This window comes from Thalassolituus maritimus (assembly GCF_900156675.1).
Classification (GTDB): domain Bacteria; phylum Pseudomonadota; class Gammaproteobacteria; order Pseudomonadales; family Oceanobacteraceae; genus Thalassolituus; species Thalassolituus maritimus.
The window spans coordinates 151,701-170,773 of sequence record NZ_FTOH01000005.1; the positions used below are offsets into that span (position 1 = coordinate 151,701).

Below are 19,073 nucleotides of genomic sequence, written 5' to 3' on the forward strand. Positions count from 1 at the left end.
AAAAAGAAACAGCCACAAAGGGAAAGCAAACATGAAGAGTAGTCTGTACACACTTCCCCTCCTGTCGCTTCTGGCGGCGATGCCAGCAATGGCCGCTGACAGCCCGGAACAGGAAAGCGCCAAACAAGCCTACACCTCGCCAGAGATCGAAGTGGCGGTAGAAGCTGCACGTCGTTTTCCGGTGCAGACCGAATATGTGGGTTACGAATGGTATAACCGAACCACAAGCAAAAGTTTTCCTCTGCCGAAAATGCTCAATACTGAAATGAACGAGCTGATCGTTGAAGGCGCGATGGGGCCAACTGCTGCCGGTGTTGCAGCGGCTGAAGATGCTACCCGCCCTGTCAGACGTGTCGCACTTGGGCAGAGCAATGAAGACGAAGAAGTTATCGAAACCGATGGCAATCTCCAGCCTTCTCCGCGAGCAGACGTTAAGTTGCCACGTGAAGTTGTGATCAATGAGTCCCGTGCAGTTAACCGCACCGGTGAAATGGTCACGCGTCAGACCCGCTCCGTCGGGACAGTGACCGCGACAGCTCGCTGAGGAGACGTCTCGTGTCGATGCGTCTCTCTATTACAGCAGTCATGCTTTCTGTGATTGCATGTCATGCATCTGCAGGTGGCAAATCCGCCACCTCGGAAGACTTCCGCAAAGCTCAGGATGACTACTACGCCAACGACCTCGATGCTGCAATCAACGAGGCCCGGGAGCGCACTCATCACTATGATTACAGCAGCGAGTTTCGTTACGAGCGGACGACCTCTCAAAGTATCCGTTTTTCGCGAATGCTGAATAACGAGCTGGAACAACAGCGCATAGAGACAGCGTCACTCGCACCGACCAGTGCAGGCAACACGCCAGAAACCGGGCAGATAGATGCTGCAGACAGCACTCAGGACGATACTCCTGCAGTGGATTTCATCAGTCAGAATGAAAAACTGCCAAGCGTCGCTCCAATCAATGCTGCACCAGCTTCGGCAGTCACTCTGCCCTCTTCGGGCATCTCTGTGCGGGTTAACCAGCGCTGATTACGGAGTCGGCGGTTTACATCAGGCCAGGCGACTACGAATGATATCTCTTGCCTTCTTTCCCATAAGCAACAACTGACGATCTCTGTGCCAGGTCTGCTGTAATTTTTCTGGAAGGGAGATTTGCAGCAGTTCTTCAATAAGCGCATCAAACGCATCCAGCTGAGACTTATCATAGCCAGCAGCGCTTATACGATACCCGTCCGCTAAAGCCCGCATGCACTCAATCAGCCTCTGATGACCCGGATGAGCTTCAGAAACCCGTAAAACCCAGCCCGCAAAAGCAAGCAATACCATGACGTCTTCGTGGTAGCGAAAGGGTTTGTTAATGCACTGGTGAGCATCCTCTGCAAGGTACGCTGAATCTACCGGACTCGCGGTAAAATCGACCACATGGTGAGGCAGTTCAGGAATGACCGGCTGACCCGGTTTAGCAGGATGAGGAGAAACTCCCTCCGCTTTTGCAGAGACCCGCTGACAAATGAGGCCTGACGTGGATCGCGCGATCACATACAGCCAGTCGATACCGTCCATTGCTAGCATGGCATGACTTTTCCGACCGCTGACAGCACCCGCTTCTATAGAAGTTTCCATTTCGGAAAGTGAGCGCAATCCTTTTTCTGACACACAAAGGCAGGCCCACTGCTCCGGTGGCAAGGCAGGGTCTACGGCCCTCATGGCAATCTGATAGGCAGAGAGAAAAGCAGAAGCTGGAATGTCGGAGCGTAGTCCGGCAATAATGGCTGCCTCAGCAGGTGAGGCAGTACGAAGTAACCGAGCCAGGTTGATCCTTAACGTATATGGCGTCGTCACTGAGAGTGCGGGCATTTCTAACGCCCGCACCCAGAGCTCAGGCAACATACAGATTAACCACCAGTCATCGCGTTCTGAATACGATCGAGGCGAATCTGAATATCCTCAATCTCGAGTTTCATATTGGTCAGGTCATCATAACCAACAGAGCCGCCAGATGAAGGGCTGCTCTCCATGTTCGCAACATCGCTGCGCAGGCTTTTGATACTTGAGCCCAGCATTTCAATACTCTCTTTATTCTGAGCGATTGAGATCTCCAGACCGGATGGCAAGGCTGCCACAGCATTCTCAAGTTCAGTCACTTTAGAACGGAGAGCTTTCAGGTCCGAAGCACTGGCGCCAGATGCGCTGTTCATCGCAGTGTTCAGGTTGCCCAGTTTCGCCGCATTGGCATCGATGTCAGCCCGGTTCCGCTTACTGGCGAGGTCCCAGAGCTTACGAATTTCATTATCCTGTTCGCGCAGTACAACCTTAAGGGCATCAACCGACAAATTGGCATTCTCACCCGATGCCGAGAGACGGTTTTCCAATGCCTCAATCTTACTGCCCTGCTGGAGAAGAATTTCCTGAGCGGCTGCGTACTTCTGATCAGACTGCTGCAGAAGCGTGTACATATAACCCGCGGCGCCTAGTGCACCCAGTGCAATCACAAGGCCTGCCGCAGCCAGCCCGGAGGAGGCTGATGAGCCCGATGCTTTTGGCGCAGCTACAGGTGGAGGTGGCGGTGTCGCCGCTCTCGCTGCGGCAGCATCTACCGGAGCGCTTCGCTTCGCAGCTCCCGCTTGCGCAAGGCGTTGCTGAGCCTGGCGCCGCAACTGTTGTTGACGCAGCGCGATTTCTTCCTCAGTCGGTTTCATTCTTTCTACCTTTATTGTTATTGGCTTACTACTGCTTCCCCACAGCACCATCGAAGCCGGACAAACGTGCATCCGGCTAACCGGAAAAGTTTGCTCAGTTTGTGCAACAGATATTTCCATCGCCCTGGCAACGGCACCCCGTATCCGGCGCACTTGCGCGCTTCAACATACCTCAAACCCACGCCAGCTGGGAACATGTAGTGTCCATGAATGTCTACCAGTTGGCAATTTGTAAAGAATTGATCAAGAAGACCTCCCTAAACAAGGGGTTATAACGACGTAGCCGGTTATAAGGGCCGGTGTTATCATTTTGAGGAATATAAAAGACGGACTATTGAAAAGATACTTTTCGACCCCATGTAGGTCGTAACGGACATTTCAAGAGATCCGGCAATCAACCTGAATATGGAGAGAGACCATGGCGTTTGAACTTCCTGCACTGCCTTACGAAAAAAATGCACTGGAGCCACACATTTCATCTGAGACTCTGGACTTCCACTACGGCAAGCACCACAACACCTACGTTCAGAAGCTGAACGGTCTGGTTGAAGGTACTGATCTCGAAGGCAAAAGCCTGGAAGACATCATCAAGACTTCTTCAGGTGGCGTTTTCAACAACGCAGCTCAAATCTGGAACCACACTTTCTACTGGAACAGCCTGAGCCCTAACGGTGGCGGCGAGCCAACTGGCGCAGTTGCTGATGCCATCAATGCGGCTTTCGGTTCTTTCGAAGACTTCAAAGCTAAATTCAACGATATGGCTGTGAACAACTTCGGTTCAAGCTGGACCTGGCTGGTGAAGAAAGCTGACGGTTCTCTGGACATCGTAAACACCTCTAACGCTGGCACGCCGATCACTGAAGGCCTGACTCCACTGATCACTGTTGACCTGTGGGAACACGCTTACTACATCGACTACCGCAACGTTCGTCCTGATTACCTGAAAGGTTTCTGGGCGCTGGTTAACTGGGACTTCGCGAACGAAAACTTCGCTAAGTAATTCAGTGCCAGAATAAAAAGGGAGCTATGCTCCCTTTTTTTGTGTCTGCTCTCCAAGGAAACTAATCATGTCTTTTAATCTGCTACTAGCTTCCAGCTCACCGTATCGGGCAGAGCTTCTTAAGCGTCTGCGTATTCCATTCAGTCAAGCATCGCCAGACATTGATGAGACACCACTTGCAGACGAAACACCCCAGGCGTATGTGTTGCGTCTGGCTAAGGAAAAAGCACGAGCATTACACACCCGTCATCCAGACAGCTGGATTATCGGCAGCGATCAGACCTGTGTGGTCGACGGCCAGCCCGTTGGCAAGGCAGGTACAGAAGAAAAAGCACTTGAGCAGTTAAAGCGGGTTAGAGGTCAGAAGATCACTTTCCTGACTGGCCTCTGCCTGCGGTCACCTGCTGGCGACGAATACACGCTGACAGAGCCTTTTCACGTGCATTTCAATGAGCTTTCGGATGAAGCACTGAGGCGCTACATCAGTATCGAACAGCCGTTAGACTGCGCCGGTAGTTTCAAAGTTGAAGGATTAGGAATTACGCTCTTTTCAGCGCTGGAAGGTCGGGATATGAACTCCCTGATCGGGCTGCCTATGATAGGCCTGTGTGAACTAATGCGTCAGGCAGGATTAGAACCACTGGCATTAGCGGAGGCCTAAGCCTCCACCCGCCAGCATATGGATCACTTGTTCTGCATCGGCAGGCCTTTAAACAGGCGCTGCAGCTGCATGTCGGCTTCATCGATACCGAGTTCTTCAGAAACGGTAAACTCCCAGATGCCGTTAAACTTCTCGCGAGTAAGGTCTTTCGCTTTACCGCCATCACCAACGATCGTTGGGCGCAGGAACACCATCAGATTACTCTTCACCTGATTCACGCTCTTCGAGCGGAACAACCAACCCAGCAAAGGAATATCGCCCAGCAGCGGCACCTTGCTGACAACTTCGCGTACGTCATCACGAATCAACCCACCCAGCACGATGGTTTCGCCATCATCAGACAGAATCATGGTTTTGATTGAGCGTTTGTTAGTGATCAGGTCGGCACTACCCGCGACGGTCGTGTTTGAAACCGATTCCGCAGTTGCTTCAACTTCCAGACGAATCGCTTCACCATCATGAATGTGAGGAATCACTTTCAGTGTCACACCCACATCCTGGCGGTCAATGGTCGTGAACGGATTCGTGTTGGTGCTTGATGCCGTCTGGCCAGTCACGAACGGTACGTTCTGACCGACAACAATCTCAGCTTCCTGGTTATCCAGTGTCATGATGCTCGGCGTTGAAAGCAGGTTGGTTGAAGAATTACTCTTCAGCGCCTGAATAATCACACCAAAATCAATATCACCACCCGACTCTTTGAAACCACCAATGGTCAGGCCTTGCCCAACGGCAGAGGCATAGTCACCTGTGGCCACACCGGTAGCGATGGTCGCAAGACCCGGTCCAGCGTTGTTGAAATTCGTACCTGCAACCGGAGAATCCAGATCACCACGTACCCACTGAACACCCAGGGCATCGCTGGTATCACCAGTTACTTCAATGATTGCCGATTCGATCAGCACCTGAGCACGACGCACATCAAGGGAATTTACCAGCTCCTGTACTTCTTTCAGGATGGAAGGCTCAGCACGGACAACCAGAGCGTTCAGGTCTTCGTCGGCATGAATACCAATATCACCTTTAACTTTCGCTTCGTCACCAGAACCTGACGCTTCACCCATCAGGTTCTTCAGCATTTCCGCCAGCTTGGTTGCGTCGGCATATTGCAGGCGGATCACCTGAGCGCTGCCGCTGAAATATGACGGCTGGTCAAGCTGTTCGATCAGACCACGAATACGTTCACGCGCCGTTTTCTCGCCCTTAATAATCAGGCGGTTACTGCGCTCATCGGCAACAACACGAATGCTGCCTGCTGTATTGTTGTTATCCGTCGTGCCCTGCGACACCTTGGAAGGATCAAGGCTCTGCAGCATGGTAACGACATTGCCCACCCAGGCTTCTTTCAGTTGAACCACTTCCAGTTCTTCTGAGCCGGAACGGTCCAGTCGATCGATAATTTCTTCGATGCGGTTAATGTTGATGGCATGGTCAGAGATGATCAGGGCATTCGCAGATTTCACACCAGCAAGATGACCGTATTTGGCAACCAGTGGACGCAGAATAGGCACCAGATCCAGCGCCGGCGTATTCTTGATCATAATGACTTTAGTCAGCAGCTCCTGGCTGTCGACCGCCGCACGTTCTTCAAGGCTGCGGCCGGCCTGCTTCACATCATTCTGCTGAATGACCAGAGTGACATCGCCTGCAGGAACAGCAGCGAGGCCATGGATCTGCAACACGGATAAGAAAAGCTCATACACGCCTTCCTGATTCATTGGCTCGCTGGAGAGCACACTGACTTTGCCCTTAACCCGTGGATCAAGAACAAAGCTCTTACCAGTAATATCAGCAACCTGACTGATGAATGCCTCAATATCGGCATCCTTCAGGTTAATCTGCCAGCTTTCCTCTGCTTGCAGCGGCATAGCCATGCCTGCCATCAGCAACACGGCTATCAGCCAACGTCTGAGCAACATCAGTTCCGAGCTCCAAAACTCTGATTAATCATAAAACGACTATTGCCGCGCTGAACTTCAATCTGCGCGCGGCCTTCCTGCATCACCTGATCAAGTAACGCCTGATCAGACGACGCGTCTCCCAACTGCTGCCCATTAATGGAAAGCAGAACATCGCCGGGTTTCATTCCGGCTTTCAATAATATTGAGCTGTTATCAACCCGATAACCTTCACCAACGCCCACAGATTCAAGCCCCAGGCCATCGATCACGGCTTCTGGTGATTCTGTCGCGGCTTCACTGGCGATGCCCATAAAGTCAGACGGACGACGAATACGGCTGAAACGATCACGAAGCTGAGAAGCGCGTTCTTCACGTACCTCGCGTGGCGCCGGTTCCGGTGCACGGGCAGACACTCCGACACCGCGTGCAGAGAACTCTTCAAACTTCAGAGTTTCTAACTTACCCGCTGTATCAAGAATCACTTTATCGGGATACACACCTGCCAGTTTGGTGCGGCCCTGAACCACATCACCCACACGGTAGAAGTCGCCTTTACCGCCCTTCTGAGCAATGATCGCGCTCGACATTTCGGCCGTGCTCGATTGCATCACGCCGAGCAGTTCGAGGCGTAAACGGGTATCCGGTGCATCCACTTCTTTTACAGCCACGACTGGCTCTGCACCGACTTCACCAAATAAGTGGTATTGTGCGGCACTGACCTGAGGCGTTTTAGCGGCGGAGGACTGCCCTGCCACAGGTGCTTTCAATATAAGCGGCTCGGGTGCCAGCACCATCCAGAAGATCTTCGCCAGTAGCCAGGCCGTCAACAAGGTGAGCACAACGTACGCAAGGCGCTTCGCCCAGCGTTGCCACGGGGTCAATTCAACAGACTGATTCACTACAGCGACCATCGTTTATCAAAGCGCTCAGATTATAGAAACTTCTGCGACACTTCAAAAATTACCGTGTCTGCATCTGCTTGTTTGTCAGGCCAGCTCTGACCCGCAATATCCACGGCACGACGCAGTACTGTCATGCCCCCCCAACCGTCTTCCTGAAGAAATAGCTGCCCAAGAGGTTCACCATCGGCTGTCGCCACAGGCACAGTCACTTTAGGCCCGTCCATAACGATGTTCGCCACCAGCATCGGGAGTTCAGTATCAATTGCCTGCCGCTCTACACGTGCACGAAGTTGACCGCCGGAATACACCAGCTGTCCGGAAATATCGTTAATGCCCTGATCGGCAATGGAGATATCTGCATTGAGGCGGCTCAATTCAAAGCTGCCATCAAGATTCGCCCGTGCCTGCATTAACAGAGGCGCCAGTGCCGACGAATCCAGATAGCCATTCAGATCTTCAATAATGACGCGCTCAGGCAAGCCTGCGTATAGCCCTGTTGCCTGCGCAGCGCCTGTCAGACGAATGTTTTCACCTTCAGCATTGATAGCCAGGTCTGCGTTACCGAGGAGCAGCGACAGCGGGCTCAACTCCCAGCCAGCGGCAATCGTACCCGCCTGAGGAACGCCAATATCCGCGCGCCCCTGCCACAATGTGCCAGTCGGATTCTGAATCCGCACAGGCAAGTCCCGGGCGTAGGGCTCGGCGTATTTCCAAAGGAAGTGGATAGGTGTGGTAGCAACCACTATCAGGATGAAAGCCAGCAAACCAAGCAGTATGTACCACTTCGCTGACCATACGGCACGCAGCATAATTTTTATTCTGTCCTTGTTTCCGATCGGACATTCTACCAGCAGGGGATGTAAATTTAACCTGACTTCAAACAGATGGCGTAAATAATGGTCAACCAGCCTGCGTTTTCAGACACAATAAGGGCAGGTTAACAGGGTTTTATGACAGGCGTGTAACAAAAGTGTCTTTTTTTGATCGGGTGTTGACCTGGTTTTGGTCCGGCCTCAGTCGTCTCCGAGCAGCTCGGGCACGGGCATCAGTTTCAGTTTAAGGGAGTAAGCACGATCACCACTGACCAGCCTCTGTTTCTGAGGGCGGGACAGTTTTTTCACCTGCATTTCAGCCCGCAACGCATCGCCATGTTCACCAGCAACCGCCACGAAGCGCAACACCAAAGGCCCTTTGCCCCTCAGAAAACGCGCTGTGCGGCGACCATTGCTGCAATGCTCTTTGAAGCGACGGCTTACATCCAGCGTGATCCCGCAGTAGAGATGCCCGCTGGCGGTTTCTATAAGGTACAGATACCAGAGGTCGATTTCGTCGACGCTACCGATTTGATCCATCGTTGTTTTCTCTGCCACCGCTTTACCGTATGGTGTGCCGCAACTCATAAGTTTTTACCGGACAACCGCATGCATTCTGTTTTCCGTGATCCTATCAGCGGCCTTACCCACCTGGCCGGGGCTGTTTTTGCCATTGTTGCACTCGGTATTCTGATGGCAAGAGCCGCGATGTACGGCGAAGTCGTACATATTGTCTCATTCGCAATCTTCGGCGCAACACTGTTTCTGATGTTTGCAGCCAGCGCTCTGTACCATCTGATTCACGCGTCAGAGCAGGTGATTCTCTGGCTCAAACGTATAGATCATATTGCGATTTTCCTGTTGATTGCCGGTACGTACACCCCTTTCTGCCTGATTCCTTTGTACGGCAATACGGGTCTGATCTTACTTGTTGCCGTCTGGAGCTTGGCGCTTGCAGGCATCGCTCTGAAGCTGTTCTGGATTTCAGCGCCACGCTGGCTATCAACTCTGATATATGTCGGTATGGGCTGGCTGGTCGTGTTCGCGTTTGAGCCAGCCATGGCGCGCGTACCCGAAGGTGCTTTATGGTGGCTGCTCTTCGGTGGTATCGCCTACTCTGTTGGTGCCATCGTTTATGCGCTGCGCTGGCCTGATCCATGGCCACGCTGGGTCGGTTTCCACGAAATCTGGCATATCTTCGTCATGGCTGGCGCTTTCTGCCACTTCTGGGCCATCGCCTTCCACCTGTCCCATGTTTCGGTGGGGGCTGGCGTATGAACGCGAACGGACTCTACATCAACCACAGAATTACCCTCCCCTGGGCTGAAATCACCCTCAAAGCTATCCGGGCACAGGGCGCCGGCGGTCAGAACGTAAATAAAGTGGCGTCGGCCATTCATCTTCGTTTTGATGTGCGACGCTCGTCGCTACCTGAGGATGTGAAAGAAGACGTACTCAAACTGGATGACCAGCGCCTCACACAGGACGGTACTATCATCATCAAAGCGCAGCGTTTCAGGACACAGGAGAAAAATCGGGAGGATGCCCTGCAACGGTTGCAGCAGCTGATTCGTTTTGCCCTCCAGAAAGATAAGCCGAGAGTGGCAACACGACCAACGCGTGCGTCGCAACGCCGGAGAGTCGATCAGAAAGTTCAACGTGGCCAGGTCAAAGCCTTGCGCGGCAAAGTTCAGTAGCAGAGTTCAATAGCAAAGTTCAGCAATAGCCCCGCAGGCCGCCATTATTTACTGGCGCGCCGGTGCTTACGAATAATCGCATAGGCGCTCTGGATCTCCTGCGCTTTCGACTTAGCACGCTCAAGCTCTGCTGCCGACACTCCACGGGCGACAAGCTTATCGGGATGATACTCACTCATCAGGCGGCGGAACGTCTGCTTCAATTCTTCGTCAGAAACATCCGGCGCTAGCCCGAGTACATTGAATGCACGCCGTACCTCACGGCTCATCATCAATTCAGGACGACGCGGTTGAGATGTCTGTTGCGCGCGCTCCTGAGGCCGCGCTTTTTTCTCCCAGTCCGTTGAGCCCTCGCCCCGGCTCAACCACCAGTAAAAACGGAACGGGGGAATGCCAAACGCTCTGCCAACCTGCTTAAGTACCTTGCGCTGCGCACGTTTTACCCGGCCATCTGCACGCGCTACCTTGACCAGTAACGAGAAGAAGACCTCGTGCTGGTTCGGCGGTAATCCAGCTTCCAGCGCTTTCAGATCACGCTCCAGTCGATAACTGCTCTGCTTCCCCTCACCAAACAGGCGAATGGCCAATGTACGACGGTCACCGGTCATTCCCAAGGCTTCAATCACGCCTTCGGCCGCGGCAATTTCTTTTTCGCTGATGCGACCATCCGCTTTGGCAAGATGCCCCATCACACGGAACAGAGCACTCATATGCTCCTGAGCCATTGGGCCTGCCGGACCACTGCGTGCCTTTTCAGCCAATCTGTCTAACAGGTGTCCGGCAATCGCACCAATCACCAGCCCGAACGGCCCACCGGACAACAGGCCTATGGCTGCCCCCGACGCTTTTCCTACCCAGACACGATTACTATTCGCCAACGGTTTCAATCGTCACCACCGTCTTGGTTAAGTAAATCGTTCTCCAAAGTCATCAGTCGCTCGGGGGTGCCGACATCGACCCATCGGCCATTCATCAACTGACCTGCAAGCCGGTTCGTCGTCATGGCCTCTCGCAACATGGGTGCTAGTGGATAGGCGCCCGCCGTCGCGGATGCCCATAATTCAGGTTTGAGAACGGAGACCCCACTGAACGTCAGCTGCGGCTCATTGACCACCCGCCCCGCCTGCAACGCAAAGTCGCCCTTCGGATTATGATCCGGGTTATCGACCAGCCAGAGGCAACCAAGGTCACTTTCATTCAGCTCATACTGAGCCGCCTCGGTGTAATCCCAATCAGTCCAGACATCACCATTGATTAGAAGAAAAGGCGCCGCGCCAAGCAGCGGCAATGCCTGATAGACCCCACCACCGGTTTCGAGCGCGTCGGTTTCAGCGGAGTAGTGAATAGTCAGTCCCCACGCACTGCCATCCCCCAGGTGCTGCTCAATCTGTTCTCCCAACCAGGCATGATTAATCACCACCTCTTTAATACCTGCCGCAGCAAGCTTCTCAAGATGGTGCACGATAAGGGGTTTACCACATAGAGGAATAAGGGGCTTGGGGCATTTATCTGTCAGCGGCGCCATTCTGGTGCCGCGACCTGCCGCCAGAATCATAGCCTTCATGACAGGCCTTTCTCCATCGCTGGGAGAAATCGTTCGTCGAGCCACTGACAGAAAGCCGAGAATTCATAATACCGTCCCGCGACTTCGCGCAGATACACGCAGGTATTAGGGATATCTGCCAGGTAACCTGCCTTGCCATCACGGATGTTAAGGCGGGCGAAAATACCCGCAGCTTTGAGGTGTCTCTGCATTCCCATCAGATCAAACGCTCTGGAAAAGGCGTCGTATGGCATATCCAGTACGCCCGCCAATGAAGCTTTCTCGTGGTAGTAGGCAGTCAGCTCATCAACGATTTCATGTGGCCAACGCACGTAGCAGTCACGCAATAGCGACACCAGATCGTAGGTGACAGCCCCCTGAACAGCATCCTGAAAGTCGATAACACCCAGAGCACCCTCTGCACAAAGCATCAGATTCCGTGAGTGGTAATCACGATGCACGACCACCTGCGGCTGTGCCAGCGCTGAATCAACCAGAATATCCGTAACATCAGTAATCAGTCTGTGTTCATCGGCCGACAGAGACAGCGAAATCTGACGTTCGCACAGCCAGTCGGTGAACAGAGAAATCTCCTGACGCAGAAGTGCGGCATCATATACTGGCAGCTCACCGGCCTTGAGTTTCTGGATGTTGATCAGCTCATCGATAGCGAGTTTGTACAACGCAAGTACGCGTTCATGGTCGGCACCATCGTGAAGCGCCGGCCAAAGCAGCTTATCGCCGAAGTCCTGTAAAAGCATGAATCCCTGAGCGATATCTTCGCCTAAAACTGCGGGTACATTCACACCCTGCTCGGACCAGCTGCGTGCGATCGCAATAAATTTAGGGTTATCTTCTTTCTCTGGAGGTGCATCCACACAGATCCAGCTGGAATCGGCGCCCGTCAGCCGAAAATATCGACGAAAACTGGCATCGCCTGAAACTACTGACAATTCTGCGGTCAGATCTTCGCCAGTAAGTTGCTGAATCTGATTTACTGCCCAATGCGCAAGGTTATCCCTTCGCTGATCCATGCTGGCCTCTCGGTGTCAGTCGTTCTAGAATTGGGCCCCAGAATTGGCGCCCTGATAAGCCGCTAAAGATAACACACTTCATTCCGGAATCGCGCCTGCTGCCCTACATGACTGACCTGAACCGAACATCTCAGTATCTACTCCTGTACTTTTGCCTGTACCTGCGCCCGTGCCTGCATCTATTGCTACCTGCACTCGCCACCGGTCTGAGCCACCAAGCATTGGCCGACTCTGCGGAGCACTTCAACTATGAAGCCCTCGGCTGGACTCCGAGATCGCAGCTCCCTGCAGAACAGGCTGAAGCGCTTCCGGAGTTCTGCACGGGCGCCTACGTTGTCACCACACCCGCGGCTCTCGACACCGACAGGATTGAAGCTGAGGCCGATCAGGGAACCTTAACCCGCGCTGGAGAAATTGAGCTGAGTGGCGATGTAGTATTTCAGCGACGAGACCAGCTGCTCAAAGCTGATTACGCGCATTGGTTTCCTGAGCAACAGGTGGCTAATTTCAAGGGCAATGTGTCCGTCACCTCTCCGGGCATGACGCTGGGTGGCGACAACGCTCGTATCGACGACGCACAGGGTGATATCGAACTGAACCACAGCGCCTGGGTCATTGCCGACCGTCACCTGAGAGGAACCGCAGAACAACTGGGATCACCCCAAGATCAGGTTCTGGAAATGAAAGGGGCTACCCTGACCTTCTGCGAACCCGGCCACAACGACTGGGACATCGCAGCCAGCGAACTGAGCCTGGATCAGAACGAAGGATTTGGTACTGCTTGGCACACTCGACTCAGGGTCGCCGAAGTACCGATCCTGTACATACCTTATTATCGCTTCCCGATTGATGACCGGCGCCTCACCGGCTTCCTCGATCCGTCACTGTCTGTGAACGGTATGGGCCAGGCGGAAGATATTCAGATTCCTTTTTATCTCAATATCGCCCCCAACCTGGATGCCACCATCACTGCCCACCACGTGCTTGATCATGGTTTGTTGTGGGAAAACCAACTACGACACAAAACAGCGCTTTTCGGTGATGGCGAGCTGAATTACGGCATTCTCGCTGACGACGAAGAAACCGGCGAAGAACGCTCTCTGGTGAATTACTCACAAACGGGTCGTTGGGGCCGTCACTGGAGCCACGAATTTCTCTACAACAATGTCAGTGATGAGGACTACTTCTCGGACATGAACCCGAGTGCCTCTGTGTACCGGGCTTCCCATCTGCCAAGAAGAGGCCTGATTCGCTACGATACGACACCGGTGAAAGCGACTTTTCTTGCTGAGAGCTTTCAGACGACGGACGAAGACATCTCGCTCAGCAACCGACCGTATCGCCGCCTGCCTCAGGTCGGCCTGACACTCACACCAACATCAGAGTCAGGCTGGACAATGAAGCAAACCGTGCAGGCCACACGCTTCAACCGCGAAAGCTCCGCCGTGATCGACGGCAATCAGCAGACGCTCAGTGGCCGCGCCGCTCTTAACGGTGATCGTTTTCTGTCGGACACCCGCATCGCCTACCCAATGACACAGCCATACGGTTTCTTCACGCCTGCACTGGATTACCGCTATCGCAGCTACCGGCTTTACGATGCAGAGCCCACAGACGACGATGAAACGCCAGCGTTCGGAGCACCCCGTCTGACCCTCGACGGCGGCCTCTTCTTTGAGCGTGAAACCAGCGCCTTCAATACCGACTACATTCAGACTCTGGAACCTCGCGTGCTGTATGCGTACAGCCCCTACCGTAGCGGTCAGGAAGACATTCCGGCCTTCGATACCAAAGCCACCAGCGTCACCTACTCAAGCTTATTCAACGGTGACCGCTTTACCGGCGGCGACCGCCTGGCAGACCTGAATCAGATCAGTACCGGGGTCACAACACGCTATATCCGCGACGATGGTCTGGAACAGCTCCGGGCTGGCGTAGGTCAGATCTGGTATTTCCGCGATCGTGAAGTGAACATCAACGAGACCGAAAGCGACTACCTTGAGCGCCATACATCCAGCACTCTGGGTGAAGCGGAATGGAACCCGAACAGCGACTGGACAGTCTTCTCTTTTCTCGAGTGGGATTCGCATCAGGACTACTTCCGTCAGCAACGCTACGGTGTCCGCTTCCGTGATGAAGCGAATCATATGTTAAGCCTCAGCAATACACGCACCGAGAGCCGCGACCCTGACACTGAAACTAGCTACAATACGCACCAACTTGATGCCAGTGCATTCTGGTCTCTGAACGATCGTTGGGCGCTATTTGCAAGGCAGCTTCGTGATCTGAAACACTATGAGACGGGAGAACGTCGCCCGGAAGACCCGGTTCTGGAGTCTCTGGCCGGATTCGAATATCAGAATTGTTGCTGGCGAGCACAATTCACCTATCGGGAAAGTTCACCCCGCAGCTCAGGGGAGTTCTCAACCGAAAAACATTACGGCTTTATGCTGAGCATTCAGTTAAAAGGTCTGACCACACTGGGCAGCGGCACCGACAGCCTCTTGTCTGAAAGCATTTATGGATACTCAAGACGCCAATACCATGACTATTAAGCACCTGATTTTTTCTCTTCTGGCAATGACTGTCAGCGCCTTACTCCATGCAGAGCCTCAGTTGATCGATCGAGTGGTGGCTGTTGTCGATGACGACATCATCATGGAAAGCGAGCTAGAACAACGCATCAAAACGGTAGGTGTTCAGAGTAATCAGAACGAATTGCCAGAAGCAGATACCCTGCGCGAACAGGTACTCGAGCGCATGATCACCGAAAGCGTGCAATTGCAGATGGCGGATCGTGCAGGCATCCGCATCAGTGAGTCGCAGCTGGATGACGCGATGGGACGCATCGCGGCGCAGAACGGTATGAGCCTGGCCGAGTTTCAACAGGCCATGACCAGCGAAGGCGTATCTTTCGCCTATGCCCGTGAACAGATTCGCAATGAAATGCGCATCAGCCGGGTACAGCAGTATCAGGTGGGTGAACGCATCGAGATCACAGATCAGGATATCGATTACTTTCTGGCCTCGGATATTGGGCGTATCGCTTCGGCTGCAGAATACAGACTTCGCCACATTCTGATTTCAGTTCGCTCTGGTGCCGCACCACAGGAATACAAAGAAGCTGAAAATAAAGCAGACAAGCTTGTGGCAGAGCTACGCGATGGCGCCGATTTCGGCAAAACTGCCATGGCCGAATCCCAGGGACGTACAGCCTTGAATGGCGGCGACATGGGCTGGCGTAAAGACGCTCAGCTACCATCCATTTTCGCGGACATTGCGCCCGAAATGAGCGTCGGCGATATCTCAGATCCGATCCGCACCGCCAGTGGTTTCCACATTATCAAGCTTGAAGACAAGCGCGGCGGTAACTCTCAGTTGATTCAACAGGCTGAAGTACGACATATTCTGATCACCCCGAATGAAGTGCGCGATCAGGATCAGGCCCGTGAACTCATTAATCAGATTTATGAGCGCCTGAAGGCCGGTGCAGATTTCGCAGAGCTGGCTCGTGAATACAGTGATGACCCCGGCAGCGGTGCCGGTGGCGGTGACCTTGGTTGGGTTTCACCCGGCGACATGGTGCCGGAATTTGAGCAAGCGATGGACGTTACTCCGACCGGTGAGTTAAGTACGCCGGTGCGCAGTCAGTTTGGCTGGCATGTGCTTCAGGTGACCGACCGTCGTGAAGCCGACATCGGTGAAGAAGTGCAGCGTAATCAGGTGCGCCAGATGCTTTATGGACGTCGCTTCGAAGAAGAACTTCCTATCTGGCTGCGTAAAATTCGCTCAGAAGCCTACGTCGACATCAAGGAACAGCCGTGAGTCTGCGCCTTGCCGTAACGGCGGGAGAACCCGCCGGTATCGGGCCGGACCTCTGTGTTCAGATTGCCCAGGCTAAGCTGTCGACCGATCTTGTCGTTATCACAGACCCGGCAGTACTGGCTGACCGTGCGGACTCGCTGGGATTACCCCTGACCCTGCATACCTTTGGTGATGCCGGAGCACAATCGGGTAATGGTCACCTGACCGTATTTCCTGTGCCAGTGAATGCAGCTGTCAGCCCTGGCGTTCTCAATAAAGAGAATGGCGCCTTCGTGATAGAAACTCTGCGCATCGCGGCTGAGGGATGTGTCGATGGTCGCTGGGATGGCATAGTCACAGCACCGGTTCACAAAGGGGTCATTAACGAATCCGGCGTGCTTTTCAGTGGCCATACTGAGTATTTCCGTGATTACTGTGGCGTTGAAGAAGTCGTAATGATGCTCGCGACAGAAGATCTACGGGTCGCTCTTGTTACCACCCATCTACCGTTAAAAGACGTCGCCGATGCCTGCACTGGTGATCGCATTCAACGTGTCAGTCGAATACTGAACAACGACCTGCAGCAATTCTTTGGTGTGCCTGCACCGCATATTCTGGTAGCAGGCCTGAACCCGCACGCGGGTGAAGACGGCCACCTGGGTCGCGAAGAAATCGATACCATCATTCCTGCCTTGAATGCACTGCGGGAAGAAGGGCTTAACCTGACAGGCCCCCTGCCTGCAGACACCCTGTTTACACCCAAGTATCTGGATAACGCCGACGCGGCGCTGGCGATGTATCACGATCAGGGGCTACCTGTTCTTAAATTTCACGGCTTTGGCCGGGCTGCCAATATCACCTTGGGGCTGCCCATCGTCCGTACCTCTGTTGATCACGGCACTGCGTTAGATCTTGCTGGCACCGGCAAGGCTGACAGCGGTAGCCTGCACACCGCTATTCAGGTCGCCACTCAGATGGCCACCAACCGCAGAAAGGAAATAACCCAATGAGTAAACACACACCCAAAGCCCATGGCCACAAGGCCCGGAAGCGCTTTGGCCAGAACTTTCTGCATGATCAGCACGTAATCGGAAAAATCGTAAAAGCGATCAGTCCGAAACCGACGGATTGTCTGGTAGAAATCGGGCCGGGGATGGGCGCACTGACCGAGCCGCTGCTGGAAACCTCTGGCAAGCTGGATGTGGTCGAACTCGACCGCGATCTGATTCCGATTCTGCGTACTAAGTTCTTTAATTATCCGGATTTTCGTATCCACGAAGGCGACGCGCTTAAGTTCGACTTCAATACAATTCTCGAGCCGGGCCAACGTCTGCGTATTGTGGGTAACCTGCCCTATAACATTTCGACGCCGCTGATTTTTCATTTCCTGAGCCACCATAAAATGGTTCAGGACATGCACTTCATGCTGCAGAAAGAAGTCGTCGAGCGACTGGGCGCAGTGCCGGGCAACGGTGACTACGGTCGCTTGAGCATCATGGCGCAGTACTACTGCAAAGTAGAACCTCTCTTTATTGTCGGGCCAGGCGCATTTAACCCGCCACCTAAGGTCGAGTCCGCCATTGTACGCATGGAGCCTTACGAAGAGCTGCCGTTTCCCGCGAAAGACCACAAGGTACTTGAGCGCGTAGTACGTGAAGCCTTCAGTATGCGACGCAAAACTATCCGTAATACATTGAAAAATCTCATTGATGCCGCCACCCTTGAAAGTATTGGTATTGATACTGGCCTGCGCCCAGAGAATCTGACACTGGAGCAATACGTTACCATTGCAGATAAGGTGGCAGAGCTACTGAAGGAGTCATCCGATGAAGCTTGAAGACACCGTCAATGTTGAGGTGGAAACCGAATATCTCGAAGAGCAGTCACTGCCAGAAGATGACCGCTTTGTATTCGCTTACCACATCAGCATCACCAACCGCGGTGATCAGGGAGCGACACTGCGCACGCGCCATTGGTTTATCGCCGACGGCAATGCCGATGTGCAGGAAGTAAAAGGTGAAGGCGTTATTGGCGAACAGCCTACCATTGAGCCCGGTGAGACCTATCGCTACTCATCAGGATCAGTTTTACAGACACGCGTCGGAAGCATGCGCGGCTACTATGTGATGGAAGCTGACGACGGCACTCTGTTTCATGCGACCATCCCTGTATTCACTCTGGCTCTGCCTAACGCACTGAACTGATGGCTACCTACGCGATTGGTGATCTGCAAGGCTGTTTCGAGCCGCTACAAAGACTGCTCAGCGAAATACGTTTCGACCGTAATAACGACCACCTGTGGTTCGCAGGCGATCTGGTTAACCGTGGCCCGGAGTCGCTGGAGTGCCTGCGCTTTATTCAGCAGTTGGGGCACAGGGCCACCGTCGTACTCGGTAACCACGACCTGCACATGCTGGCCTGCTACTACAGTGATCGTAAAACCAAAGGCGGCGATACACTGAAACACGTATTCGAGGCACCGGATGCCGGTTTTCTGATGGACTGGCTGCGGCATCAGCCTCTGGTTCATTACGATGCTGCGCGCAATTGGTGCATGAGCCACGCAGGTCTGCCACCTATGTGGTCAGCGCGAAAAGCGCGTCGTCTGTCGCAGGAAGTTGAATACATACTTCAGAACGACTGCAAAAACTTCTTTCAGGGCATGTATGGCAACCAGCCTGACTTGTGGGACAAAAGTCTGACAGGCATTGACAGAATACGCCTGATCGTCAATTACTTAACACGTATGCGCTTCATTGATAAGGATGGTCGCCTCGACCTGAAAACTAAAGAGGGAGCAGGAAACTCTCCGCAAGGTTTTATACCCTGGTTTCAGCACCCCCATCGCCAGTCTGTCGACACACGACTGCTGTTCGGGCACTGGGCGGCACTTGAGGGAAATGCCGACGTACGTAACGTATGGGCACTGGACACAGGCTGTGTCTGGGGTGGAGCCCTGACGGCATTACGCCTCGAAGACCAACAAAGATTCAGCGTGCCTGCGCAGGCTGACAGCTAAG

General features: G+C 53.6%; 21 protein-coding genes. 12 read left to right on the plus strand and 9 right to left on the minus strand.

Annotated features, from left to right (window positions below):
- The first annotated feature begins 31 nt into the window (after positions 1-31).
- Together BW941_RS09280 and BW941_RS09285 are read left to right on the plus strand one after the other, a co-directional pair.
- A complete protein-coding gene (locus BW941_RS09280) occupies positions 32-544 on the plus strand; it encodes a hypothetical protein (RefSeq protein WP_076515450.1) in 513 nt (170 codons plus the stop codon).
- A gap of 11 nt (positions 545-555) precedes the next feature.
- Complete coding sequence (locus BW941_RS09285; RefSeq protein WP_139325807.1) at positions 556-1,029, plus strand: hypothetical protein; 474 nt, start codon at positions 556-558, stop codon at positions 1,027-1,029.
- Between the two features lie 21 nt (positions 1,030-1,050).
- Here BW941_RS09285 and BW941_RS09290 read toward each other — a convergent pair whose 3' ends face one another.
- Together BW941_RS09290 and BW941_RS09295 are read right to left on the minus strand one after the other, a co-directional pair.
- Positions 1,051-1,890: a hypothetical protein gene (locus BW941_RS09290; RefSeq protein WP_076515453.1), complete on the minus strand. Its 840-nt coding sequence runs from the start codon at positions 1,888-1,890 to the stop codon at positions 1,051-1,053.
- 5 nt (positions 1,891-1,895) lie between these two features.
- On the minus strand, positions 1,896-2,699 hold the full coding sequence (locus BW941_RS09295) for a hypothetical protein (RefSeq protein ID WP_076515455.1): 804 nt from the start codon (positions 2,697-2,699) through the stop codon (positions 1,896-1,898).
- A gap of 418 nt (positions 2,700-3,117) precedes the next feature.
- Here BW941_RS09295 and sodB point away from each other — a divergent pair, with 418 nt between their 5' ends.
- Complete coding sequence (sodB, locus tag BW941_RS09300; protein ID WP_068444633.1) at positions 3,118-3,699, plus strand: superoxide dismutase [Fe]; 582 nt, start codon at positions 3,118-3,120, stop codon at positions 3,697-3,699.
- Positions 3,700-3,766: 67 nt separating this feature from the next.
- The gene (locus BW941_RS09305; protein WP_076515457.1) at positions 3,767-4,360 is read left to right on the plus strand and encodes a Maf family protein; all 594 of its coding nucleotides are present in this window, start codon (positions 3,767-3,769) and stop codon (positions 4,358-4,360) included.
- Between the two features lie 23 nt (positions 4,361-4,383).
- Here the strand turns inward: BW941_RS09305 and gspD are convergent, their stop codons facing one another.
- From gspD to BW941_RS09325, 4 genes are all read right to left on the minus strand, one after another.
- Positions 4,384-6,279, minus strand: coding sequence for a type II secretion system secretin GspD (gspD, locus tag BW941_RS09310; RefSeq protein WP_068444636.1), 1,896 nt, complete (start codon positions 6,277-6,279; stop codon positions 4,384-4,386).
- Positions 6,279-7,160: a type II secretion system protein N gene (locus tag BW941_RS09315; RefSeq protein ID WP_175607886.1), complete on the minus strand. Its 882-nt coding sequence runs from the start codon at positions 7,158-7,160 to the stop codon at positions 6,279-6,281. Before BW941_RS09315 ends, gspD begins: the two co-directional genes overlap by 1 nt.
- A gap of 32 nt (positions 7,161-7,192) precedes the next feature.
- On the minus strand, positions 7,193-7,972 hold the full coding sequence (gspN, locus tag BW941_RS09320; protein ID WP_076515461.1) for a type II secretion system protein N: 780 nt from the start codon (positions 7,970-7,972) through the stop codon (positions 7,193-7,195).
- A gap of 204 nt (positions 7,973-8,176) precedes the next feature.
- Positions 8,177-8,563: a GIY-YIG nuclease family protein gene (locus BW941_RS09325; RefSeq protein ID WP_076515463.1), complete on the minus strand. Its 387-nt coding sequence runs from the start codon at positions 8,561-8,563 to the stop codon at positions 8,177-8,179.
- A 21-nt stretch (positions 8,564-8,584) separates the two neighbouring features.
- Here BW941_RS09325 and trhA point away from each other — a divergent pair, with 21 nt between their 5' ends.
- Both trhA and arfB read left to right on the plus strand, forming a co-directional pair.
- Positions 8,585-9,253, plus strand: a complete 669-nt coding sequence (gene trhA / locus BW941_RS09330; protein ID WP_076515465.1) for a PAQR family membrane homeostasis protein TrhA — start codon at positions 8,585-8,587, stop codon at positions 9,251-9,253.
- On the plus strand, positions 9,250-9,672 hold the full coding sequence (gene arfB / locus BW941_RS09335; RefSeq protein WP_068444646.1) for an alternative ribosome rescue aminoacyl-tRNA hydrolase ArfB: 423 nt from the start codon (positions 9,250-9,252) through the stop codon (positions 9,670-9,672). The genes trhA and arfB overlap by 4 nt, the downstream gene beginning before the upstream one ends.
- 44 nt (positions 9,673-9,716) lie before the next feature.
- Here the strand turns inward: arfB and djlA are convergent, their stop codons facing one another.
- From djlA to BW941_RS09350, 3 genes are read right to left on the minus strand one after another with little or no spacing between them, the layout of a single operon-like run.
- A complete protein-coding gene (gene djlA, locus BW941_RS09340) occupies positions 9,717-10,559 on the minus strand; it encodes a co-chaperone DjlA (RefSeq protein ID WP_084188806.1) in 843 nt (280 codons plus the stop codon).
- The gene (gene murU, locus BW941_RS09345) at positions 10,556-11,236 is read right to left on the minus strand and encodes an N-acetylmuramate alpha-1-phosphate uridylyltransferase MurU (protein ID WP_076515467.1); all 681 of its coding nucleotides are present in this window, start codon (positions 11,234-11,236) and stop codon (positions 10,556-10,558) included. Before murU ends, djlA begins: the two co-directional genes overlap by 4 nt.
- Positions 11,233-12,249 carry an aminoglycoside phosphotransferase family protein gene (locus BW941_RS09350; RefSeq protein ID WP_076515469.1) on the minus strand — a complete coding sequence of 339 codons (1,017 nt, stop codon included), beginning with the start codon at positions 12,247-12,249 and terminating at the stop codon, positions 11,233-11,235. Before BW941_RS09350 ends, murU begins: the two co-directional genes overlap by 4 nt.
- 107 nt (positions 12,250-12,356) lie before the next feature.
- Between BW941_RS09350 and BW941_RS09355 the strand changes: the two genes are divergently transcribed.
- Genes BW941_RS09355 through BW941_RS09380 form a run of 6 tightly spaced genes read left to right on the plus strand, consistent with a single transcriptional unit; the run spans position 12,357 to position 19,072 of the window.
- Positions 12,357-14,804: an LPS-assembly protein LptD gene (locus tag BW941_RS09355; protein ID WP_076515471.1), complete on the plus strand. Its 2,448-nt coding sequence runs from the start codon at positions 12,357-12,359 to the stop codon at positions 14,802-14,804.
- A complete protein-coding gene (locus BW941_RS09360; protein WP_084188808.1) occupies positions 14,770-16,074 on the plus strand; it encodes a peptidylprolyl isomerase in 1,305 nt (434 codons plus the stop codon). Before BW941_RS09355 ends, BW941_RS09360 begins: the two co-directional genes overlap by 35 nt.
- Positions 16,071-17,063 (plus strand): 4-hydroxythreonine-4-phosphate dehydrogenase PdxA, encoded by a 993-nt coding sequence (gene pdxA / locus BW941_RS09365; protein ID WP_076515474.1) that lies wholly within the window; start codon positions 16,071-16,073, stop codon positions 17,061-17,063. The genes BW941_RS09360 and pdxA overlap by 4 nt, the downstream gene beginning before the upstream one ends.
- Positions 17,060-17,890, plus strand: a complete 831-nt coding sequence (gene rsmA, locus BW941_RS09370; RefSeq protein ID WP_076515476.1) for a 16S rRNA (adenine(1518)-N(6)/adenine(1519)-N(6))-dimethyltransferase RsmA — start codon at positions 17,060-17,062, stop codon at positions 17,888-17,890. The genes pdxA and rsmA overlap by 4 nt, the downstream gene beginning before the upstream one ends.
- The gene (gene apaG / locus BW941_RS09375; RefSeq protein ID WP_068441638.1) at positions 17,880-18,257 is read left to right on the plus strand and encodes a Co2+/Mg2+ efflux facilitator ApaG/CorD; all 378 of its coding nucleotides are present in this window, start codon (positions 17,880-17,882) and stop codon (positions 18,255-18,257) included. The genes rsmA and apaG overlap by 11 nt, the downstream gene beginning before the upstream one ends.
- Positions 18,257-19,072, plus strand: coding sequence for a symmetrical bis(5'-nucleosyl)-tetraphosphatase (locus BW941_RS09380; RefSeq protein ID WP_076515478.1), 816 nt, complete (start codon positions 18,257-18,259; stop codon positions 19,070-19,072). The genes apaG and BW941_RS09380 overlap by 1 nt, the downstream gene beginning before the upstream one ends.
- The last annotated feature ends 1 nt before the right edge of the window (position 19,073 follow it).

Excerpts from the sequence above, each read along its gene's own strand:
- BW941_RS09280 (WP_076515450.1), top strand. The coding sequence starts at position 32 with ATGAAGAGTAGTCTGTACACACTTCCCCTCCTGTCGCTTCTGGCGGCG.
- BW941_RS09290 (WP_076515453.1), bottom strand. The coding sequence starts at position 1,890 with ATGTTGCCTGAGCTCTGGGTGCGGGCGTTAGAAATGCCCGCACTCTCA.
- BW941_RS09295 (WP_076515455.1), bottom strand. The coding sequence starts at position 2,699 with ATGAAACCGACTGAGGAAGAAATCGCGCTGCGTCAACAACAGTTGCGG.
- sodB (WP_068444633.1), top strand. The coding sequence starts at position 3,118 with ATGGCGTTTGAACTTCCTGCACTGCCTTACGAAAAAAATGCACTGGAG.
- BW941_RS09305 (WP_076515457.1), top strand. The coding sequence starts at position 3,767 with ATGTCTTTTAATCTGCTACTAGCTTCCAGCTCACCGTATCGGGCAGAG.
- gspD (WP_068444636.1), bottom strand. The coding sequence starts at position 6,279 with ATGTTGCTCAGACGTTGGCTGATAGCCGTGTTGCTGATGGCAGGCATG.
- gspN (WP_076515461.1), bottom strand. The coding sequence starts at position 7,972 with ATGCTGCGTGCCGTATGGTCAGCGAAGTGGTACATACTGCTTGGTTTG.
- BW941_RS09325 (WP_076515463.1), bottom strand. The coding sequence starts at position 8,563 with ATGAGTTGCGGCACACCATACGGTAAAGCGGTGGCAGAGAAAACAACG.
- trhA (WP_076515465.1), top strand. The coding sequence starts at position 8,585 with ATGCATTCTGTTTTCCGTGATCCTATCAGCGGCCTTACCCACCTGGCC.
- arfB (WP_068444646.1), top strand. The coding sequence starts at position 9,250 with ATGAACGCGAACGGACTCTACATCAACCACAGAATTACCCTCCCCTGG.
- murU (WP_076515467.1), bottom strand. The coding sequence starts at position 11,236 with ATGAAGGCTATGATTCTGGCGGCAGGTCGCGGCACCAGAATGGCGCCG.
- BW941_RS09350 (WP_076515469.1), bottom strand. The coding sequence starts at position 12,249 with ATGGATCAGCGAAGGGATAACCTTGCGCATTGGGCAGTAAATCAGATT.
- BW941_RS09355 (WP_076515471.1), top strand. The coding sequence starts at position 12,357 with ATGACTGACCTGAACCGAACATCTCAGTATCTACTCCTGTACTTTTGC.
- BW941_RS09360 (WP_084188808.1), top strand. The coding sequence starts at position 14,770 with ATGGATACTCAAGACGCCAATACCATGACTATTAAGCACCTGATTTTT.
- rsmA (WP_076515476.1), top strand. The coding sequence starts at position 17,060 with ATGAGTAAACACACACCCAAAGCCCATGGCCACAAGGCCCGGAAGCGC.
- apaG (WP_068441638.1), top strand. The coding sequence starts at position 17,880 with ATGAAGCTTGAAGACACCGTCAATGTTGAGGTGGAAACCGAATATCTC.
- BW941_RS09380 (WP_076515478.1), top strand. The coding sequence starts at position 18,257 with ATGGCTACCTACGCGATTGGTGATCTGCAAGGCTGTTTCGAGCCGCTA.